This is a genomic window from Brevundimonas sp., from assembly GCF_029946145.1.
Classification (GTDB): Bacteria; Pseudomonadota; Alphaproteobacteria; order Caulobacterales; family Caulobacteraceae; genus Brevundimonas.
Genome location: NZ_JAQSDY010000021.1, coordinates 61,244 through 80,568, shown reverse-complemented (window position 1 = coordinate 80,568; position 19,325 = coordinate 61,244). Strand labels below are relative to the sequence as shown.

Here is a 19,325-nt window from a genome sequence, read left to right as displayed (position 1 = left end):
CGATGGATTTCTGGACCACCCCGCTCGGCTGGACGCTCGCCACCATCGGCGGAATCCTGCTCGTCACCGTCGGCATCCTGATCTCGCTGGCCTTCCTGCTGCTGGCGGACCGGAAGATCTGGGCCGGCGTGCAGATGCGCAAAGGCCCCAACGTGGTCGGGCCGTTCGGCCTGCTGCAGTCCTTCGCCGACTTCTTCAAATTCGTGCTCAAGGAAATCATCGTCCCGGCCGGCGCCGACAAGATCGTGTTCCTGCTGGCGCCGCTGCTGACCTTCATCCTGGCCTTCATCGCCTGGGCGGCGATTCCGTTCGCCCCGGGCTGGGTCATCTCGGACCTGAACGTCGGCATCCTGTACATTTTCGCGATCAGCTCGCTGGGCGTGTACGGCATCATCATGGGCGGCTGGGCTTCGAACTCGAAGTATCCGTTCCTGGGATCGCTGCGCAGCGCCGCGCAGATGGTGTCCTATGAAGTCTCCATCGGCCTGGTGATCATCAACGTCATCCTGCTGGCCGGGACCATGAACCTGACCTCGATCGTCGAGCAGCAGCAGGGCATGTTCTGGAACTGGTTCGCCTTCGGCGGCGGGGCCGGGACCTGGCCGACCATCGTGGTGATGATCCCGATGGCGGTGATCTTCTTCGTCTCCGCCCTGGCCGAGACCAACCGCCCGCCGTTCGACCTGCCCGAGGCGGAGTCGGAACTGGTGGCCGGCTATCAGGTCGAATATTCCTCGACCCCGTACCTGCTGTTCATGATCGGCGAATACGCCAACATCGTCTTCATGTGCGCCATGATCAGCCTGCTGTTCTTCGGCGGCTGGAATCCTGGCGTGCCGCAGGACTGGCTGGACGCCCTGCCGGGCTGGCTGGAGCAGGCGATCTATCTGATCACCTTCCTGGGCAAGATCGTCGTGGCCTTCTTCATGATCGCCCTGGTGAAGGCCTTCGTGCCGCGTTACCGCTATGACCAGCTGATGCGGCTGGGCTGGAAGATCTTCCTGCCGACCTCGCTGGTCTGCGTCGTCGTGGTCGCCGCATGGCGCGTGTTCGCGGTGGGCGCATGAGCCGGATCCTGACCCTCGTGCTGCTGGCCTCCATGGCCGGCGCCTGCACCATTCCGACCTATGAGGCCGATCCCGTGTCGGTCTATCAGTGGGAGCGCCGCCAGGAGGCCATCCAGCGCCAGCAGGCCGAGCGCGAACGCCTGTGCCGCATCACCAGGGACGACGATCCGCGCAAGGAAGAGCTTTGCCGCGGCGTTTCCGGAGCCAGATCGTAATGATGAACCGCCTCGTCCAGGCCGCGAAGGGCGCGCTGCTCATCGACGTCATCGGCGCCATCGGCCTGTCGTTCAAATACATGGCCCGGCCCAAGGCCACGGTGAACTATCCGTTCGAGCGCAATCCGCAGTCGCCGCGTTTCCGGGGCGAGCACGCCCTGCGGCGCTATGCGAACGGCGAGGAACGCTGCATCGCCTGCAAGCTGTGCGAGGCCATCTGCCCGGCCCAGGCCATCACCATCGAGTCCGAGCCGCGCGCCGACGGCAGCCGCCGCACGACCCGCTACGACATCGACATGGTCAAATGCATCTACTGCGGCCTGTGCCAGGAGGCCTGCCCGGTCGACGCCATCGTGGAAGGTCCGAACTCGGAGTTCACGACCGAGACCCGCGAGGAACTGCTCTATGACAAGGACCGGCTGCTCGCCAACGGCGACCGCTGGGAACGGCTGATCGCGAAGAATCTGGAACTCGACGCGCCTTACCGGTAAGGCGCAGACGCTCACCGGGCCGTGATTCCAGCAGGGATCGCCGCCCACAGTCCGAAAGGGGCGAAGGCCTCCGATGTTGCAAGGCATTGCCTTCTATCTGCTGGCCGCGGTGGCCGTGCTGGGCGGCCTGATGGTCGTGACGGCGAAGAACCCCGTGCACAGCGTGCTGTGGCTGATCCTCGCCTTCTTCTCGTCGGCGGGGCTGTTCGTGCTGCTGGGGGCCGAGTTCCTGGCCATGCTGCTGGTCGTCGTCTATGTCGGCGCGGTGGCGGTGCTGTTCCTGTTCGTCGTCATGATGCTGGACGTCGACTTCGTGAAGCTGCGCGAGGGCTATGCCCGCTATCTGCCGCTGGCGATGATCGTGGCGGGCATTCTGCTGGCCGAGATGATCATCATCTCGCTGGCCGTGGTCAGCGGGGGCGCCGCGTCGGACTCGATCGGGCCGGTGGCGGCGACCGACGAGATGTCCAATGTCGAGGCGATCGGCCGCGTTCTGTACACGGACTATGTCTACATCTTCCAGGCGGCGGGGATCGTGCTGCTGATCGCGATGATCGGGGCCATCGTCCTGACCCTGCGCCACAAGCCCAACATCAAGCGCCAGAACGTCGCCCGTCAGGTCGGGCGCGACGCGAAGGCGGCGATGGAAGTCAAGTCGGTGACCACGGGCGCCGGCATCTCGTCCGAGGATCTGCTCTGATGGAAATCACCCTGCAGCACTATCTGGCGGTGGGCGCGATCCTGTTCACCATCGGCGTCTTCGGCATCTTCGTGAACCGCAAGAACGTCATCATCATCCTGATGTCGATCGAGCTGATCCTGCTGGCCGTGAACATCAATTTCGTCGCCTTCTCGGCCTATCTGAACGACGTGCAGGGGCAGATCATGGCCATGTTCGTCCTGACCGTGGCGGCCGCCGAGGCCGCCGTGGGTCTGGCCATTCTGGTGACCTTCTTCCGCAACCGCGGCGACATCGCGGTTGACGACGCCAGCGTGATGAAGGGATGACCGTGATCCATCCTCTTCCGATCATCCCCGCGAAGGCGGGGACCCAGTTCTTTGGGCGCTCCGGCGCCGGCGAACTGGCTCAAACCGCAATCCCGCGCACCCGTGCGTCGCGAAAGCACCGGGTCCCCGCCTTCGCGGGGATGCACGGAATCAAGATTGAAGGGCTGGCCGCGTGAGCCTCGAACTGTTGGTCACCCTCGGCGTCTTCGCCCCGCTGCTCGGCGCGGCCATCGTCGGCCTGTCGGGCCGCCGGCTCGGCGACCTGATTTCCAAATCCATCACCACCGGCCTGCTGTTCTTCTCGTGCGCGGTCGCCTGGATCGTATTGAGTCAGTGGATCTGGGGCGGGCTGCAGGCCTTCACGGTCGAACTGTTCCCCTTCATCAATGTGGGCGACTTCCAGTCGGTCTGGTCGATCCGCATCGACGCCCTGTCGGCGGTCATGCTGGTGGTGGTGACGACGGTGTCGTCACTCGTGCACCTGTATTCCTGGGGCTATATGGCCGAAGACCCCGACAAGCCGCGGTTCTTCGCCTATCTGTCGCTGTTCACCTTCGCCATGCTGGCGCTGGTCACCGCCGCCGACTTCATGCAACTGTTCTTCGGCTGGGAAGGGGTGGGGCTGGCGTCCTATCTGCTGATCGGCTTCTGGTACAAGAAGTCCACCGCCAGCGCCGCCGCCATCAAGGCCTTCGTCGTCAACCGGGTCGGCGACTTCGGCTTCGCCCTGGGCATCTTCACGGTCTTCTGGATGTTCGGCACGATCCAGTTCGCCGAGCTGTTCCCGATGATCGCCTCGAAGGCCGGCACGGGCTGGGCGTTCCTGGGTCATACCTGGTCGGCGATCGACCTGGCCGCCTTCCTGCTGTTCGTCGGCGCCATGGGCAAGTCGGCCCAGTTCTTCCTGCACACCTGGCTTCCGGACGCCATGGAAGGCCCGACGCCGGTGTCGGCCCTGATCCACGCCGCGACCATGGTCACGGCCGGCGTCTACATGGTCTGCCTGCTGAGCCCGATCTTCGAATACGCCCCGGTCGCCTCGGCCATCGTCGCCCTGATCGGCGCGATCACGGCCCTGTTCGCCGCCACGGTCGGTCTGGCCCAGAACGACATCAAGCGGGTCATCGCCTATTCGACCTGTTCGCAGCTGGGCTACATGTTCTTCGCGGCGGGCGTCGGCGCCTATCAGGCCGCCATGTTCCACCTGTTCACCCACGCCTTCTTCAAGGCCCTGCTGTTCCTCGGCGCCGGCTCGGTGATCCACGGCATGCACCACGAGCAGGACATGCGGAAGATGGGCGGGCTGTGGAAGCTGCTGCCGGTCACCTATGCGGTGATGACCATCGGCACCATCGCCATCACCGGCCTTGGCATTCCCGGCGTCGGCGGTTTCGCGGGCTTCTACTCCAAGGATTCGATCATCGAGAGCGCCTTCGCCTCGTTCAGCAACGGCCACAGCGCCATGGGGCTGTTCGCCTTCATGGTCGGCATTCTGGCCGCCGGCCTGACTGCCTACTATTCGTGGCGTCTGGTGTTCATGACCTTCCACAACAAGCCGGTGTGGAAGGACGCGCATCACGGGGACGAAGCGCATGGGCACGCGCACGACGACCACGCCTCGCACGCCCAGCTGGAAACCCATTCCGAGCCGATCGCGGACGATGAACACGCGCACGACGACCACGGCCATCACGGCCCGCTGAAGCCGCACGAGAGCCCGTGGGTGATGCTGGTTCCGTTGCTGCTGCTGTCGGTCGGCGCGGTCGCGGCGGGTCTGGTCTTCGCGCCTTACTTCATCGGCGACGGCGAGCACGCCTTCTGGCGTGGCGCCATCTTCACCGGGCCGGACAACCACGTCCTGCACGAGAGCCACTCGGTTCCGACGTGGGTGAAATGGTCGCCGCTGATCCTGACGCTGATCGGCACCTTCGCCGCCTTCTGGCTGTATGTGCTGAAGGAAGGCATGGCGCGCCGGATGGCCGACCGGGGCGGGGTCATCCACGCCTTCCTCTACAACAAATGGTATTTCGACGAGCTGTATGACGCCGTGTTCGTGAAGGGCGCCAAGGCCGTCGGCGATCTGTTCTGGAAGGTCGGCGACGTGAAGATCATCGACGGGCTGGGCCCGAACGGCGCGGCCTGGGCGTCGCTGAAATCCGCGGCCCGGCTGGCGAAAATCCAGTCAGGCTATGTCTATCACTATGCGTTCGTGATGCTGCTTGGCGTGGCCGGTTTCCTCGCCTTCGCCATCTATGCGTGGGGAGCCTGATCTTGCCCCAGATCCCCTTCATCCTCAGCGTCGTCACCTTCCTGCCGCTGGTCGGCGCGGGACTGATCCTGCTGGCCGGCCTGGTCAACAAGGGCCGGGCCGACGGCGCGGCGCGCTGGATCGCCCTGCTGACCACGATCGTCACCCTGGCCGTCTCCGCCGTGCTGGTCGCGACCTTTGATCCCTCCAGCGCCGCCTATCAGTTCGTCGAGCGTTACGACTGGTTCGCCGCGGCCCAGTACCACATGGGCGTGGACGGGATTTCGATCCTGTTCGTGCTGCTGACCGCCTTCCTGATGCCGATCTGCATCCTGGCCAGCTGGACCACGATCAAGGACCGGGTGGTCGATTACATGATCGCATTCCTGGTGCTGGAGACTCTGGTCATCGGGGTGTTCACCTCGCTGGACTTGTTCCTGTTCTACATCTTCTTCGAAGGCACCCTGGTGCCGATGTTCATCATCATCGGCGTGTGGGGCGGGGCGAACCGGATCTACGCCTCGTACAAATTCTTCCTCTACACCCTGCTGGGCTCGGTGCTGATGCTGCTGGCCATGCTGTGGATGGCGGCCGAGACCGGCACCACCAGCATCCCCGCGCTCAAGGAATACGCCTTCAGCCCGGCGGCGCAGCCGCTGCTCTGGCTCGCCTTCTTCGCCAGCTTCGCGGTCAAGATGCCGATGTGGCCGGTGCACACCTGGCTGCCCGACGCCCACGTGCAGGCGCCGACGGCGGGTTCGGTCATCCTGGCCGGCATCCTGCTGAAGCTGGGCGGCTACGGCTTCATCCTGTTCAACCTGCCCATGTTCCCCGACGCGTCGAGGATGTTCGCGCCGCTGGTGTTCGTGCTGTCGGCCGTCGCCATCGTCTACACCTCGCTGGTCGCCTTCCGGCAGACCGACATGAAGAAGCTGATCGCCTATTCGTCGGTGGCGCACATGGGTTTCGTGACCATGGGCATCTTCGCCGGCAACGCCCTGGGCGTGCAGGGGGCGGTGTTCCAGATGCTGAGCCACGGCCTGATCTCGGGCGCGCTCTTCCTCTGCGTCGGCGTGGTCTATGACCGGATGCACACCCGCGAGATCGCCCTCTACGGCGGCCTGACCGCGCGGATGCCATGGTTCGCGGCCATCTTCCTGCTGTTCACCATGGCCAATGTCGGCCTGCCGGGGACCTCGGGCTTCATCGGCGAGATCCTGACCATGACGGGCGTCTATGGCGTCTCGACCTGGACGGCGCTGGTCGCGGCCTCGGGCGTGATCTTCTCGGCGGTTTACGCCCTGACACTGTACCGGAACGTCATGTTCGGCGAGATCACCAATCCGGCGATGAAGGCGATCACCGACGTCGACAGGCGCGAGCTGCTGATCTTCGCGCCGCTGATCATCGGCACCCTGTGGCTGGGCGTGCAGCCCGGTCTGGTGCTGGATTACACCGCCGCCTCGGTCGAGGCCCTGACTTCCGCCTATCAACTTGCGATCGGCGGGTGAGACGATGATGCCTGATCTGGAATTCGCCCTGCGCCTGTCCGCCCCGGAGAGCACGCTCGCCGTCGGCGGTCTGGCGCTGCTGATGCTCGGCGCCTTCATGGGCGAGAAGAGCGCCCGGCTGGTGTCGATCCTGTCGGTGGCCCTGCTGGTCGCCGCCACGGCGGTGACCGTGACCGGCCCGCTGGGGCAGGCCTTCAATGGCGCCTATGTGGCCGATCCGCTGGCCGTCTACGGCAAGGCGCTGATCTTCCTGTCCAGCGCCGTGGCCATCGTGCTGGGCGGCGGCTGGATGCACCGTGAGAAGATCGCGCGGTTCGAATATCCGATCCTGATCGTGCTGGCCTCGGCCGGCATGGGGATGATGGCGTCGTCGGGCGACCTGATCTCGCTGTACATCGGCATCGAGCTGCATTCGCTGGCCCTCTATGTGCTGGCCGCCTTCCACCGCGACAATCTGAGGGCGTCGGAGGCGGGGCTGAAGTATTTCGTGCTGGGGGCCCTGTCGTCGGGCCTGCTGCTGTACGGCGCGAGCCTGATCTACGGCTTCACCGGCTCGATGCGGTTCGACGAGATCGCCGCCTATGCCGCGGCCAATCAATCGACGGGCCTGATCTTCGGCCTGGTGTTCCTGATCTGCGGCCTGGCCTTCAAGGTTTCGGCCGCGCCGTTCCACATGTGGACGCCCGACGTCTACGAAGGCGCGCCGACCCCCGTCGTGGCCCTGTTCGCCACGGCGCCCAAGGTCGCGGCCATGGTGCTGATCGCGCGGACGCTGGAGGGCGCTTTCGCCGGGTCGCATGACCAGTGGGCCCAGGTGCTGATCCTGATCTCGCTGATCTCGTTCGCCGTGGGCGCGTTCGGCGGTCTGGTGCAGAAGGACTTCCAGCGGCTGCTGGCCTATTCGTCGATCGCCAACATCGGCTACGCCCTGCTGGGCATCGCCGCAGGCACGACCCTGGGCATCCAGGCCATGCTGGTGTTCATGACCCTGTATGTGATCGACCAGTTCGGCTTCTTCGCCATCCTGCTGTCGCTGTCGCGCGGCGGGCGGCCGATCCGGACGATCTCCGACCTGGCCGGGCTGCGAAAGGACCGGCCGGTGACGACCATCGCCCTGACGGTGCTGTCGCTGTCCGTTCTGGGCATGCCGCCATTCTCGGGCTTCTGGGGCAAGTTCTACGTCTTCGGCGCGGCCGCGGATGCGGGCTACTGGATGGTCGGCGCCGCCGGTCTGGTGGCCTCGGTCGTGGCCGGCTTCTACTATCTGCGCGTCATCAAGCTGATGTGGTTCGACAAGGCGCCCGAGGGCGTCGAGCCGATGGACAAGGCGCCGATCGAGGCGAAGACGATCGCCTGGGCCGCGGCGGCCTTCTCCTTCCCGCTGGTGATCGTCGGTCTGACGTGGATCGAGCCGCTGAGCCGCGCCGCCGCCGTCGGATTCGGAGCCGGATAGGGCGCCATGCCCGCCGCTCCGATCCTGCTGCTGGAAGAGACCGACTCCACCAATGCGGACGCCCGTCGCCGCGCCGAGGCCGGTGAGGCGGGACCGCTGTGGATCGTCGCCCGCCGCCAGACGGCCGGACGCGGACGGCGCGGGCGCGAATGGGCCAGCGAGGGCGGCAACCTGTTCGCCACCCTGTTGCAACTGACGCGCAAGCCGCCGGCCGAAGCGGCGCAGGTGACCTTCGTGGCCGCCCTTGCCATCGCCGACCTGCTGGATACGTATGCGCCGCCATCGCTGGTGACGATCAAATGGCCCAATGACGTGATGCTGGCGGGCGAGAAGGCATCCGGCGTGCTGGTCGAATCCGGGGCGCATGAGAGCGGCGGCCTGTGGCTGGCGGTCGGTATCGGAGTCAATCTGGTGCACGCGCCGGCGGGGACCGAACGGCCGGCGACGGCGTTGGTCCACCATCTGCGCGGCGACGTGCTGGCGCCGCCGTCGATCGAGGCCGCCGCCGCCGTGCTGTCCGAAGCCTTCGCGGTGTGGATGGATCGCTGGGAGACGCTGGGCTTCCAGCCGGTTCTCGACGCCTGGCGGGCGCGGACGCCGGGGCTGGACGGGCCCGCCGTGGCGCGGCTGGGGCGCGAGACCGTCGAGGGCCGGGCCGAGGGCGTGGCGCCCGACGGCGCGCTCAGGCTTCGGCTCGCCGATGGAAGTTTGCGGCTGATTTCAGCGGGCGACGTCTTTTTCGGGGAGGCGGCGTGATATTTCCCCGCACAAAGCCCTCCCCTCGAGGGGGAGGGTTGGGTGGGGTGGAGGCAGGCTGCCTCCTGTTCCATTCCGGAGACTCCAATGGAGTCTCGCGGTCCTTGCGGGCGCCGTTCGTGCGTTCACCCCATCCCCCGACCCCTTCCCCCTCGAGGGGAAGGGGAGAAGAAGGGACACTTTGATGCTGCTGGCGATCGAGCAGGGCAACACCAATACGCTGTTCGCGGTGCACGACGGGGCCGAGTGGATCGCCCAGTGGCGCACGGCGACCGAGGCCAGCCGCACGGCGGACGAATACGCCGTCTGGCTGAGCCAGCTGCTGTCGATGCGCGGTCTGGCCATCGCCCAGCTGGACGGCTGCATCATATCCAGCGTCGTACCCCAGTCGATCTTCAACCTGCGCAACCTGTCGCGCCGCTATCTGTCGGTCGAGCCGCTGGTCATCGGCGACAATGTCGACCTGGGCATGACGGCGCGGATCACCAAGCCGAGCGAGGCGGGCGCCGACCGGCTGGTCAACGCCATCGGGGCCCATCTGATGTACCCCGGCGACCTGATCGTCATCGACAGCGGCACGGCGACGACGTTCGACGTCATTGCCGCTGACGGGGCTTTCGAGGGCGGCGTGATCGCGCCCGGCATCAACCTGTCGCTGCAGGCCTTGCACGAGGCCGCCGCAATGTTGCCCCGCATCGCCATCCAGAAGCCCGACCGCGTGATCGGCAAGGACACGGTCTCCAACATGCAGTCGGGCGTCTTCTGGGGCTATGTCGCCCTGATCGAAGGCCTGGTCGCGCGCATAAAGGCGGAGTGGGGAAAGCCCATGACCGTCATCGGCACCGGCGGCGTCGCCTCGCTGTTCGAAGGCGCCACAGAATCCATCGACCGGTTTGATCCGGACCTCACTATCCGCGGCCTGCTCGAAATCTGGCGGCGGAATACCCACTCTAAGGACGTATGAAAAAGCAAACCAACGACGAGTTCGTCTTCCTGCCGCTGGGCGGGTCGGGCGAAATCGGTATGAACCTGAACCTGTACGGCTACGGCCCCGAAGCGAACCGCGAGTGGATCGTGGTCGACGTGGGCGTGACCTTCGGCGATCTGTCGACGCCCGGCGTGGACGTGATCGTGCCCGATCCGGCCTTCCTGGAAGGCGAGACGATCCGCGGCATCGTCCTGACCCACGCGCACGAGGACCATATCGGCGCCCTGGGCTGGCTGTGGAGCCGGATGAAGGCGCCGCTGTACGCCACGCCCTTCACCGCCTTCCTGATCCGCGAGAAGCTACGAGAGGCCGGCATCCTGGATCAGGTCCAGCTGATCGAGGTTCCGCTCGGCGGGACGATCAATCTGGGCAAGTTCGACGTCACCTTCGTCACCATGACCCACTCGATCGCCGAGCCCAACGGCCTGGCCATCAAGACGCCGCTGGGGACGGTGCTGCACACCGGCGACTGGAAGATCGACGACGATCCCATCATCGGCCAGGTCACCGACGCCGGCGCCATCACCCGCCTGGGTGACGAGGGCGTCCTGGCCATGGTCTGCGATTCGACCAATGTCTTCGTCGAGGGATCGGCGGGTTCCGAGGGCGGGGTGCGCGACGCCCTGGCCGAGTTGATCGGCGGGCTGAAGGGCCGGATCGCGGTCGGCTGTTTCGCCTCGAACGTGGCGCGGATGGACAGCGTGATCCGGGCGGCGGAAGCGGCCGGGCGGCGCGTGTCCCTGGCCGGGCGCTCGATGCACCGCATCACCTCGGCGGCCAAGTCCGTCGGCATGATGAGCGATCTCAAGCCCTTCCTGTCGGAACAGGAGGCCCGCGTCTGGCCGGCCGACGAGATCCTGTACCTGTGTACGGGGAGCCAGGGCGAGGCGAGGGCGGCCCTGTCCCGCGTGGCCGAGGGCACCCATCCCTACATCAAGCTGAGCAAGGGCGATCACTGCCTGTTCTCCTCGCGGGTCATCCCGGGCAACGAACTGTCGATCGGCCGCCTGCAGGACAAGCTGACCGACCGCGGCGTGCGTATCTACACCGAGAAGGACCACCCCGGCATCCACGTCTCGGGCCACCCGTGCCGTGAGGAGCTGCGCCAGATGTACGCCTGGGCCCGGCCGAAGATCGCTGTGCCGACCCACGGCATGCGGCGCCACCTGGCCGAGCACGCCAATCTGGCCAGGGACATGGGCGTGCCGGAGACGGTCACGCCGCGCAACGGCGACATGGTCCGCCTGGCCCCCGGGCCCGCCGCCATCATCGACGAGGTGCCGAGCGGCCGGCTGTACGTCGACGGCGGGCGTCTGGTCACCGAACAGGGCGAGGCCCTTCATGAGCGGCGTCACGCCTCGACCAACGGCGTGCTGATCGTCAGCTTCGCCATGGACAAGCGCGGCAAGATCGTCAGCGACATCGACGTGCGGGCCATCGGCCTGCCGGGCGACGCGCAATCGCCGCTGGGCGACGCGCTTGACGATCTGGCCGAGCGCGCCGAACAGGCCGTTAACAAGCTGAAAGGCGCGGCGCTGGAGGACGAGATGGTCATCGAACAGGCCGTCTCGCGTGCTTTGAAGAAGGCCAGCCAGCAGATCTGGGACCGGCGGCCGATCGTCGAGACGATCATTCTGCGGATGTAATCCGGGCAGTCAGGCCTTTGAACCGGCGGGTTCGCTTCCTATAAGGAGCCGAATCCGCCGCCCAGGACCGCCCCATGCCCGACGCCCCGCCCGAGTTTCTCTACAAGCGCGTCCTGCTGAAGGTCTCGGGCGAGGTGCTGATGGGCGATCAAGCCTATGGCATCGACCAGAAGACGGTGGCGACCGTGGCCCAGGCCGTCGCCAATGTGGCGCGCGAAGGCGTCGAGATCTGCCTCGTCATCGGCGGCGGCAACATCTTCCGCGGGCTGAGCAAGGCCGCCGGCGACATGGAGCGCGCCACGGCCGACTATATGGGCATGCTGGCGACGGTGATGAACGCCCTGGCCATGCAGGCGGCGCTGGAGAAGATCGGCGTCCAGACCCGGGTTCAGAGCGCCCTGACCATGAACGCCGTGGCCGAGCCCTATGTGCGCCGCCGGGCCCTGCGCCACCTCGAAAAGGGCCGGGTCGTGATCTTCGCCGCCGGCGTGGGCGCGCCCTTCTTCACCACCGACTCGGGCGCCGCCTTGCGGGCCGCCGAGATGGGCTGCGACGCCCTGTTGAAGGGCACCAGCGTGGACGGCGTCTACACCGCCGACCCCAAGAAGGATCCGACCGCGACGCGGTACGAGACCCTGACCTATCATGATGTGCTGGCGAAAGACCTGAAGGTCATGGACGCCTCGGCCATCGCCCTGATGCGTGACTCGGGCATTCCGATCGTGGTCTTCTCGATCCGGGAAGACAATTCGTTGCGTCGGACGTTGACGGGGGAGGGGACCTTTACGGTCATCTCGTCCAAAAAAGCCGCCTGAGCCGCCAAAGCCAAGAAAACGCGAGAGAAACGACCATGGCCAAGCCTGATCTGAAGACCTACCGCGAGCGGATGGACAAGTCCGTGTCCGCGCTGAAGGAAGAGTTCAACGGCCTGCGCACCGGCCGCGCCAACGTCGGCCTGCTGGATCCCGTGCAGGTCCAGGCCTACGGCTCCAACGCCCCGCTGAACTCGGTCGCCGCCATCAGCGTGCCCGAGCCGCGCATGATCTCGGTCAACGTCTGGGACAAGACCATGGTGGGGCCGGTCGAGAAGGCCATTCGCGCCGCCGGCCTGGGCCTGAACCCGATCGTCGACGGCCAGACGCTGCGCATCCCGGTGCCGCCTCTGACCGAGGAGCGCCGCAAGGACCTGGCCAAGCTGGCGGGCAAATACACCGAGCAGCAGAAGATCGCCGTTCGCAACGTCCGTCGCGACGCCAACGAGGACCTGAAGAAGGCCGAGAAGGCCGGCGAGATCAGCCAGGACGAGCAGAAGAAGATGGAGACCGAGGTCCAGAAGGACACGGACGCGGCGATCAAGCGCATCGACGAGGCCCTTCGGGCCAAGGAAGTTGAGATCATGCAGGTTTGACGGCGCGAATTGCCGTAGGATAAGCGCCGATGCCCGCCAACCCTTCTCATCCCGCCGCGCCGACTGACGGGCCGCGCCACGTCGCCCTGATCATGGACGGCAACGGGCGCTGGGCCGAGGCGCGCGGCCTGCCGCGGGCCATGGGCCATCGCGAGGGCGTTCAGGCGCTGAAACGCACCGTCCAGGCCGCACCGGCGCTGGGCATCACCTGCCTGACCGTGTTCGGCTTTTCGACCGAGAACTGGCGCCGCCCGGCGGAGGAAGTCTCCGACCTGATGGGGCTGGTGCGGTCCTATGTGGCCAGCGATCTGAAACGGCTGGAGCGCGAGGGCGTAAGGGTTAGGGTGCTGGGGCGCCGGACAGGCCTGCCCGCCGATATCGCCGCCATCATCGAGCGCGCCGAGGCGACCACGGCGCACAATGACAAATTCGTCCTTCAGGTCGCCTTCAACTACGGCGGCCGGGCCGACATCGTCGACGCCGCGCAACGTTATGTAGACCGGGTGCTGGCCGGAGAGGCGACGGGTCCGCTGGACGAGGAAACCCTGGGTCGGGGGCTGGCCACCGCAGGCGCGCCGCCGGTGGATGTGATCGTACGCACCTCCGGAGAGCAGCGGCTGTCGAACTTCCTGCTTTGGGAGGCCGCCTACGCCGAGCTGGTCTACCAGAACGTGCTCTGGCCCGATTACGGCCCCGCCGCCCTGGCGGACGTGGTCGAGCAATATCGCAACAGGGACCGGCGTTTCGGCGGCCGGGCCACGCCGAGCGCGGCGCCCGCCCTCGCGGCCGGCTGATGGCGGTCAAGGCGGGCGACATTGGCCTCAGGGCCGCTTCGGCCATCGTGCTGGCTCCCGCCGCCGTTCTGGCCATATGGGCCGGCGGCCTGTGGTTCCTGGGACTGATGCTGGCGGCCTGCGCGCTGCTGGCGGTCGAATGGGCGACGATGAGCGCCGCAAAGGCGTGGCGCGTCATGGCCGGGGCCGTCGCCTTTGGCCTGGTCGCCGGGGTCGTGGCGGCCCATGCCCAGCAGCTGTCCCTCGCATTGGTGATGCTGGTCTTCGGGGCCGTGGCCGCCGGACTGTTCGCGCGCAACCGCGGGCAGGAGGCGCTGGATGCGGCCTATGGGGTGCTTTACCTCGGCTGGCCGGCGGTGCTGCTGATCTGGCTGCGCGACGTCGACAGCCAGTCGGGCCTGGCCTGGACGGTCTCGGCCTTCGCCATCGCCTGGGCCTCGGACATCATGGCCTATCTGGTCGGCAGCCTGGTGGGCGGACCCAAGCTGTGGCCGCGCTTCTCGCCCAACAAGACATGGTCCGGATTCATCGGCGGTCTGGCGGCGGGCACCGTCGCCGGCGCCGTGCTGGCGGCCTTCCTCGACATGGGGATCAATCCGGCCTGGGGCGCGCTGCTGGGGTTCGCGGCGGCGCTGGCCACCATGGCCGGCGACCTGTGGGAATCGGCGCTGAAGCGGCGTTATGGCGTCAAGGACGCGGGCAAGCTGATCCCGGGCCACGGCGGCCTGCTGGACCGGGTCGACGGGCTGATGTTCGCGGTGGTGGTGGTGGCCTGCGGGCGGTTGCTGGTCGGCCTGTTCGGGGGCGGGGCGTGATCCGGCGGCGCGTCACGGTGCTGGGTTCGACCGGATCGGTCGGCTGTTCCACGCTGGACCTGATGGACCAGATCGAAACCGCCGGAACGGGCGCCTTCGAGGTTGTCGCCCTGACCGGCGGGGCCAATATCGCCCGGCTGGCCGAACAGGCCCGGCGCTGGAAGCCGATCCTCGCGGTGACGGCGGATCCGGCCCGATTGCAGGACCTGCGCGACGCTCTGGCCGGAACAGGCGTCGAGGCGGCGGGCGGCGACGAAGCCATCATCGAGGCGGCGACGCGGCCGGCGGACTGGATCATGGCGGCCATCGTCGGGGCGGCGGGGCTACGCTCGGCCTGGGCGGCCGCCGCGACCGGGGCGACCCTGGCGCTGGCGAACAAGGAAAGCCTGGTCTGCTGCGGTCCGGCGCTGATCCAGCGGGTGCGTCAGTCGGGCGGGCGCCTGATCCCGGTGGATTCGGAGCATTCGGCCATCCATCAGGTGTTTCCGCACGAGGCGCCCGAACGGGTGGCGAAACTGGTGCTGACCGCGTCGGGCGGACCGTTCCGCACCATGAAGCGCGACACCCTGGGCGCCATCACGCCCGAACAGGCCGTGGCCCATCCCAACTGGAGCATGGGAGCCAAGATCTCGGTCGACAGCGCCACCATGGCCAACAAGGGGCTGGAGGCCATCGAGGCGGCCTATCTGTTCGACATGCCCGCCGAGCGGATCGAGGTCGTCGTCCATCCCGAGTCGATCATTCACAGCATGGTCGAATACGTCGACGGCTCGACCCTGGCCCAGATGGGGCCGCCGGACATGAAGACGCCGATCGCCTACGCCCTGGCCTGGCCGGACCGCATCGCATGGAATGCGCCGAGGCTGGATCTGGCGGCGCTGGGCCGGCTGACGTTCCAGGCTCCCGACGAGGACCGGTTCCCGGCCTTGAAACTGGCCCGGCAGGCGCTGCAGGCGGGAGGGGCGGCGCCCACCGTGTTCAACGCCGCCAACGAGGTCGCGGCCCTTGCGTTTCTTGACCGTCGGTTGGGCTTTCTCAATATTGCCGCAGTCGTCGCCGACACCTTGTCGCGCGTGACGGCCCCGGGGGCGGTTTCCTGTTCCGACGATGCATGCGACGCGGCCCTTCAGGTCGATGCGCAGGCGCGGCGGATGGCGGAATCGATCATCCAGGGCATCGCGGCGGCAGCCTGACGGCGGAGGGACCCTTACCGGCATGACGGGCTTTCTCAGCCAGACGCTGCTCTACATCGTACCCTTCCTGCTGGTGCTGACGTTCATCGTCACCATCCATGAGCTGGGCCATTTCCTCGTCGCGCGCGCGTTCGGGGTGAAGATCGACCGTTTCTCGATCGGCTTCGGCAGAACCATCGTCGCAAAAACCGACAAACGCGGAACGGAATGGCGTCTGGCCTGGCTGCCGTTGGGCGGATACGTCAAATTCGCGGGCGATCTGGATGCGTCCAGCGTGCCCGACCAGGCCGGTCTGGCCGAACTGCGCCAGCGCCTCATCGCCGAGAACGGCGCCGGGGCCGAGCGCGACTATTTCCATTTCAAGCCGATCTGGCAGCGCGCCCTGATCGTCGCGGCCGGCCCCGCGGCCAACTTCCTTCTGGCCATCGTGCTGTTCACCATCCTGTTCAGCGTGGTGGGCGAGCGGATCGTCGCGCCCCGCGTGGCCCGGGTCGCGCCCGACACGCCGGCGGCCGCGGCGGGGTTCCAGCCGCGCGACCTGATCGTCGCCGTGAACGGCCAGCCGGTCCTCGAAGGGGCCGAGGTCACCCGCATCGTCATCATGAGCGCCGGCGACCCGCTGCGCTTCACGGTCGATCGAGGCGGACAGCTGGTGACGCTGACGGCCACGCCTGAACGGCGGATGGAGGACGACGAACTGGCCGGGCGGGTGCGCATCGCCCGGATCGGGCTGGAGATGGCCCCGCTGGCGCAGGACTTCAAATTCCGCCGTCTGAACCCGCTGCAGGCCGCCGCCAAGGGCGCGGACACCATCGGCGACACGGTCGCGACGACCGGCACCTACATCGGCCGCATCTTCACCGGCAAGGAATCAGGCGATCTGCTGAACGGGCCGCTGGGAATCGCCAAGGCGGCCGGCGGGGTCACCCGTCAGGCGGTGGCTGCGAATCCCGACCCCGGCTACATGGCCGCGAACCTGGCCCTGACGTTTCTTCAGTTCGCCGCCATAGTTTCGATCGGAATTGGCATTGTTAATCTGCTGCCGATTCCGGTTCTGGATGGGGGCCACCTGCTGTTCTACGCTTATGAAGCTGTGGCACGCAGGCCAGTCCCCGCCCGCGTTCAGGAGGTGGGCTATCGCGTCGGCCTTGCTTTGCTGGCGGGATTGATGTTGTTCGCCACCTGGAACGACTTGCAAAAGCTGAGCCTGTTCAAATTCCTCGGCGGGCTCGCATGACGAGCCGACGCCAGCCCCCGATGGTTCCCCGCATGATCCGACAAGACGCAGCCACCCTTCGTTTCGCCCGGAGCCTGAGCCCGAGCCTGCTGGCCCTTGCGGTCGCGGCCGGTCTGGCCGGCCCTGCGCTGGCCCAGACCGCTCCGGCCGTCCAGCCCGGCGCGCCGGTCGAGGCCGCTCCGGCGCCCCAGGCTGCTCCGGCGCCCCAGGCCGCGCCCCCCCAGGACGAGCGAATCCTGATCAACCGGATTCTCGTGCGCGGCAACCAGCGCATCGACCAGACCACGGTCCTGTCCTATCTGCCGATCCAGCCGGGCGACACGGTCGATCCTTCGATCCTGGACGTCGCCGTCCGCACCCTGACCCGCACCCAGCTGTTCGCCGATGTCCAGCTGGGCGTGCAGCCCAACGGCGACCTGGTCGTCGAGATCGTCGAAAACCCGATCATCAACCAGGTGGTGTTCGAGGGGAACGGCGCCATCAGCGAAGACAAGCTGACCGAGGAAGTCACCCTGAAGCCGCGCGGCATCTACACCCGCGCCCGGATCCAGGAGGACGTCGGCAAGATCGTCGAGCTGTACCGCCTGTCGGGCCGTATTTCGGCGACCGTGACGCCCAAGATCGTCCAGCTGGAACAGAACCGCGTCGACGTGGTCTTCGAGATCGATGAGGGCCCGGAAACCGGCGTGCGCGCCATCACCTTCCTCGGCAACACCGCCTTCTCGGACAATGATCTGCGCGGTGTGATGGTGACCCAGGAATCGGCCTGGTACCGCCTGTTCACGACCAACGACAACTACGACCCGAACCGGCTGGACTACGACCGCGAACAGCTGCGGAAATTCTACACCAACCGCGGCTATTACGACTTCCGGGTCCTGTCGGCGATTTCGGAACTTTCACCCGACGACGGCGCCTTCGGCATCACCCTGACGGTGGACGAGGGCGACCGCTATAATTTCGGCACGGTCGAGGTCGTCACCGAGAACGACCGGCTGAACCCCGACTTCCTCAAGATGCTGCTGCCGATCCGGCCGGGCGATCTGTACGAGAGCGACAAGATCGAAACGGCGGTCGACGCCCTGACGTTCGCGGCTGGCTCGGCCGGCTACGCTTTCGTCGAGATCGAGCCGACCTATCGCGCCAATCCCGACACCGACACGGTCGACGTGACCTTCAACGTCAAGGAAGGCCAGCGCGTCTACGTCGACCGGATCAACATCATCGGCAACACCCGCACCCTGGACAACGTCATCCGCCGCGAGATGATGCTGACCGAGGGCGACGCCTTCAACCGGACCCTCCAGGAGCGCTCGCGCAACAACCTGCGGGCCCTGGGCTTCTTCAAGGACGTCACGGTCGAGGAGGCGCGCGGTTCGGCCCCCGACCGATCGGTCATCAACGTCACGGTCACGGAACAGCCGACAGGCGAGCTGTCGGTCGGCGCGGGCTTCAGCTCGGTCGACTCCTTCGTCGTCAACCTGGGTATCACCGAGCGCAACTTCCGCGGCCGGGGCCAGAACGTCGTGGCCCGTCTGGAATGGGGCTCGCTGCGCCAGCAGGTCGACTTCCGCTTCACCGAGCCGAAATTCCTCGGCCGCGATCTGCGGGCCGGCTTCGACGCCTTCCACTCGCGCTACGATCTCAGCGAATATTCGTCCTACGACTATCGCTCGACCGGTGGCGGCGTGCGCCTGTCCTACCCCTTGAACGGCTATACGCTGCTGAGCACGCGCTACTTCCTCAAGAGCGACGAGATCATCGTGCCGACCGGCTATTGCGCGGCCAACGGACAGGGTTCGACGGCTCTGTGCGATCAGGTTGGCTCGTTCCTGAACTCCTCGGCCGGCTTCACCCTGCTGGTTGATCGGCGGAACGATCCCGTCCGGCCGACCCGCGGCTGGACAGGATCCTTCCGCCAGGACTTCGCCGGCATCGGCGGCGACGTGAACTACACCAAGACCGAAGCAGATGTGTCGGCCTATTGGGGCATCACCCCCGAGTGGATCGTCACGGCCACGGCCTCGACCGGCTATATCTCGGGCTGGGGTGGCGATCCCATCCGCATCAATGACCGCTTCTTCAAGGGCGGCAACAGCTTCCGCGGCTTCGAAACGGCCGGTCTGGGTCCCCGCGACCTGAGGACCACCGACGCGCTGGGCGGTAATTTCTACGCCATCGGCACGCTGGAAATGACCGTGCCCAACTATCTGCCGGAACAATACGGCATCCGGACATCCCTGTTCGCCGATGTGGGGACGCTGGGCGTCCTGGATGACCGCTATACGGTGAATTCGCTGGGCAATCCGGATCCCAACATCGTTGATGAACTCAAGCTGCGTGCATCGGCCGGCGTCAGCATTCACTGGCGCTCGCCCATGGGCCCGATCCGCTTCGACCTGAGCCAGATCATCGGCAAGGAAGAATACGACAAGACAGAAACGTTCCGCTTCTCGACCTCAACCCAGTTCTGACTGCGGGACCGAGTCCCGCTC

The 19,325-nt window shown here is 66.7% G+C and carries 19 protein-coding genes; all 19 read left to right on the top strand.

What is annotated here, in order from left to right:
• The first annotated feature begins 2 nt into the window (after positions 1 to 2).
• The 19 genes from nuoH (at position 3) to bamA (ending at position 19,304) form a co-directional block, all read left to right on the top strand.
• Entirely contained in the window at positions 3 to 1,067 is a 1,065-nt protein-coding gene (nuoH, locus tag PSV23_RS08935) for an NADH-quinone oxidoreductase subunit NuoH (RefSeq protein ID WP_300468012.1), read from the top strand.
• Positions 1,064 to 1,282 (top strand): hypothetical protein, encoded by a 219-nt coding sequence (locus tag PSV23_RS08930; protein ID WP_300468010.1) that lies wholly within the window; start codon positions 1,064 to 1,066, stop codon positions 1,280 to 1,282. Before nuoH ends, PSV23_RS08930 begins: the two co-directional genes overlap by 4 nt.
• Positions 1,282 to 1,773, top strand: coding sequence for an NADH-quinone oxidoreductase subunit NuoI (nuoI, locus tag PSV23_RS08925; RefSeq protein ID WP_300468008.1), 492 nt, complete (start codon positions 1,282 to 1,284; stop codon positions 1,771 to 1,773). Before PSV23_RS08930 ends, nuoI begins: the two co-directional genes overlap by 1 nt.
• A gap of 73 nt (positions 1,774 to 1,846) precedes the next feature.
• On the top strand, positions 1,847 to 2,473 hold the full coding sequence (locus PSV23_RS08920) for an NADH-quinone oxidoreductase subunit J (RefSeq protein WP_300468006.1): 627 nt from the start codon (positions 1,847 to 1,849) through the stop codon (positions 2,471 to 2,473).
• Entirely contained in the window at positions 2,473 to 2,781 is a 309-nt protein-coding gene (nuoK, locus tag PSV23_RS08915) for an NADH-quinone oxidoreductase subunit NuoK (protein WP_292025854.1), read from the top strand. Before PSV23_RS08920 ends, nuoK begins: the two co-directional genes overlap by 1 nt.
• A complete protein-coding gene (locus PSV23_RS08910; protein ID WP_300468004.1) occupies positions 2,778 to 2,957 on the top strand; it encodes a hypothetical protein in 180 nt (59 codons plus the stop codon). Before nuoK ends, PSV23_RS08910 begins: the two co-directional genes overlap by 4 nt.
• Positions 2,954 to 5,050 (top strand): NADH-quinone oxidoreductase subunit L, encoded by a 2,097-nt coding sequence (gene nuoL / locus PSV23_RS08905; protein ID WP_300468002.1) that lies wholly within the window; start codon positions 2,954 to 2,956, stop codon positions 5,048 to 5,050. Before PSV23_RS08910 ends, nuoL begins: the two co-directional genes overlap by 4 nt.
• 11 nt (positions 5,051 to 5,061) lie before the next feature.
• A complete protein-coding gene (locus PSV23_RS08900; protein WP_300468188.1) occupies positions 5,062 to 6,540 on the top strand; it encodes an NADH-quinone oxidoreductase subunit M in 1,479 nt (492 codons plus the stop codon).
• Between the two features lie 7 nt (positions 6,541 to 6,547).
• Positions 6,548 to 7,993: an NADH-quinone oxidoreductase subunit NuoN gene (gene nuoN / locus PSV23_RS08895; protein WP_300468000.1), complete on the top strand. Its 1,446-nt coding sequence runs from the start codon at positions 6,548 to 6,550 to the stop codon at positions 7,991 to 7,993.
• Between the two features lie 6 nt (positions 7,994 to 7,999).
• A complete protein-coding gene (locus tag PSV23_RS08890) occupies positions 8,000 to 8,749 on the top strand; it encodes a biotin--[acetyl-CoA-carboxylase] ligase (RefSeq protein WP_300467998.1) in 750 nt (249 codons plus the stop codon).
• Positions 8,750 to 8,930: 181 nt separating this feature from the next.
• On the top strand, positions 8,931 to 9,713 hold the full coding sequence (locus PSV23_RS08885) for a type III pantothenate kinase (RefSeq protein ID WP_300467996.1): 783 nt from the start codon (positions 8,931 to 8,933) through the stop codon (positions 9,711 to 9,713).
• Positions 9,710 to 11,383, top strand: coding sequence for a ribonuclease J (locus PSV23_RS08880; protein ID WP_300467994.1), 1,674 nt, complete (start codon positions 9,710 to 9,712; stop codon positions 11,381 to 11,383). Before PSV23_RS08885 ends, PSV23_RS08880 begins: the two co-directional genes overlap by 4 nt.
• A gap of 74 nt (positions 11,384 to 11,457) precedes the next feature.
• Complete coding sequence (gene pyrH / locus PSV23_RS08875) at positions 11,458 to 12,198, top strand: UMP kinase (protein ID WP_300467992.1); 741 nt, start codon at positions 11,458 to 11,460, stop codon at positions 12,196 to 12,198.
• A 35-nt stretch (positions 12,199 to 12,233) separates the two neighbouring features.
• Positions 12,234 to 12,791: a ribosome recycling factor gene (gene frr / locus PSV23_RS08870; RefSeq protein ID WP_300467990.1), complete on the top strand. Its 558-nt coding sequence runs from the start codon at positions 12,234 to 12,236 to the stop codon at positions 12,789 to 12,791.
• Positions 12,792 to 12,820: 29 nt separating this feature from the next.
• Positions 12,821 to 13,585, top strand: a complete 765-nt coding sequence (gene uppS / locus PSV23_RS08865; RefSeq protein ID WP_300467988.1) for a polyprenyl diphosphate synthase — start codon at positions 12,821 to 12,823, stop codon at positions 13,583 to 13,585.
• A complete protein-coding gene (locus tag PSV23_RS08860; protein ID WP_300467986.1) occupies positions 13,585 to 14,400 on the top strand; it encodes a phosphatidate cytidylyltransferase in 816 nt (271 codons plus the stop codon). The genes uppS and PSV23_RS08860 overlap by 1 nt, the downstream gene beginning before the upstream one ends.
• A complete protein-coding gene (dxr, locus tag PSV23_RS08855; RefSeq protein WP_300467985.1) occupies positions 14,397 to 15,593 on the top strand; it encodes a 1-deoxy-D-xylulose-5-phosphate reductoisomerase in 1,197 nt (398 codons plus the stop codon). Before PSV23_RS08860 ends, dxr begins: the two co-directional genes overlap by 4 nt.
• A 22-nt stretch (positions 15,594 to 15,615) precedes the next feature.
• Positions 15,616 to 16,830, top strand: coding sequence for a M50 family metallopeptidase (locus PSV23_RS08850; RefSeq protein WP_300467984.1), 1,215 nt, complete (start codon positions 15,616 to 15,618; stop codon positions 16,828 to 16,830).
• A 32-nt stretch (positions 16,831 to 16,862) separates the two neighbouring features.
• Positions 16,863 to 19,304 (top strand): outer membrane protein assembly factor BamA, encoded by a 2,442-nt coding sequence (gene bamA, locus PSV23_RS08845; RefSeq protein WP_300467983.1) that lies wholly within the window; start codon positions 16,863 to 16,865, stop codon positions 19,302 to 19,304.
• Positions 19,305 to 19,325: the final 21 nt, after the last annotated feature.

Excerpts from the sequence above, each read along its gene's own strand:
- nuoH (WP_300468012.1), top strand. The coding sequence starts at position 3 with ATGGATTTCTGGACCACCCCGCTCGGCTGGACGCTCGCCACCATCGGC.
- PSV23_RS08930 (WP_300468010.1), top strand. The coding sequence starts at position 1,064 with ATGAGCCGGATCCTGACCCTCGTGCTGCTGGCCTCCATGGCCGGCGCC.
- nuoI (WP_300468008.1), top strand. The coding sequence starts at position 1,282 with ATGATGAACCGCCTCGTCCAGGCCGCGAAGGGCGCGCTGCTCATCGAC.
- PSV23_RS08920 (WP_300468006.1), top strand. The coding sequence starts at position 1,847 with ATGTTGCAAGGCATTGCCTTCTATCTGCTGGCCGCGGTGGCCGTGCTG.
- nuoK (WP_292025854.1), top strand. The coding sequence starts at position 2,473 with ATGGAAATCACCCTGCAGCACTATCTGGCGGTGGGCGCGATCCTGTTC.
- PSV23_RS08910 (WP_300468004.1), top strand. The coding sequence starts at position 2,778 with ATGACCGTGATCCATCCTCTTCCGATCATCCCCGCGAAGGCGGGGACC.
- nuoN (WP_300468000.1), top strand. The coding sequence starts at position 6,548 with ATGCCTGATCTGGAATTCGCCCTGCGCCTGTCCGCCCCGGAGAGCACG.
- PSV23_RS08890 (WP_300467998.1), top strand. The coding sequence starts at position 8,000 with ATGCCCGCCGCTCCGATCCTGCTGCTGGAAGAGACCGACTCCACCAAT.
- PSV23_RS08880 (WP_300467994.1), top strand. The coding sequence starts at position 9,710 with ATGAAAAAGCAAACCAACGACGAGTTCGTCTTCCTGCCGCTGGGCGGG.
- pyrH (WP_300467992.1), top strand. The coding sequence starts at position 11,458 with ATGCCCGACGCCCCGCCCGAGTTTCTCTACAAGCGCGTCCTGCTGAAG.
- frr (WP_300467990.1), top strand. The coding sequence starts at position 12,234 with ATGGCCAAGCCTGATCTGAAGACCTACCGCGAGCGGATGGACAAGTCC.
- uppS (WP_300467988.1), top strand. The coding sequence starts at position 12,821 with ATGCCCGCCAACCCTTCTCATCCCGCCGCGCCGACTGACGGGCCGCGC.
- PSV23_RS08860 (WP_300467986.1), top strand. The coding sequence starts at position 13,585 with ATGGCGGTCAAGGCGGGCGACATTGGCCTCAGGGCCGCTTCGGCCATC.
- PSV23_RS08850 (WP_300467984.1), top strand. The coding sequence starts at position 15,616 with ATGACGGGCTTTCTCAGCCAGACGCTGCTCTACATCGTACCCTTCCTG.
- bamA (WP_300467983.1), top strand. The coding sequence starts at position 16,863 with ATGATCCGACAAGACGCAGCCACCCTTCGTTTCGCCCGGAGCCTGAGC.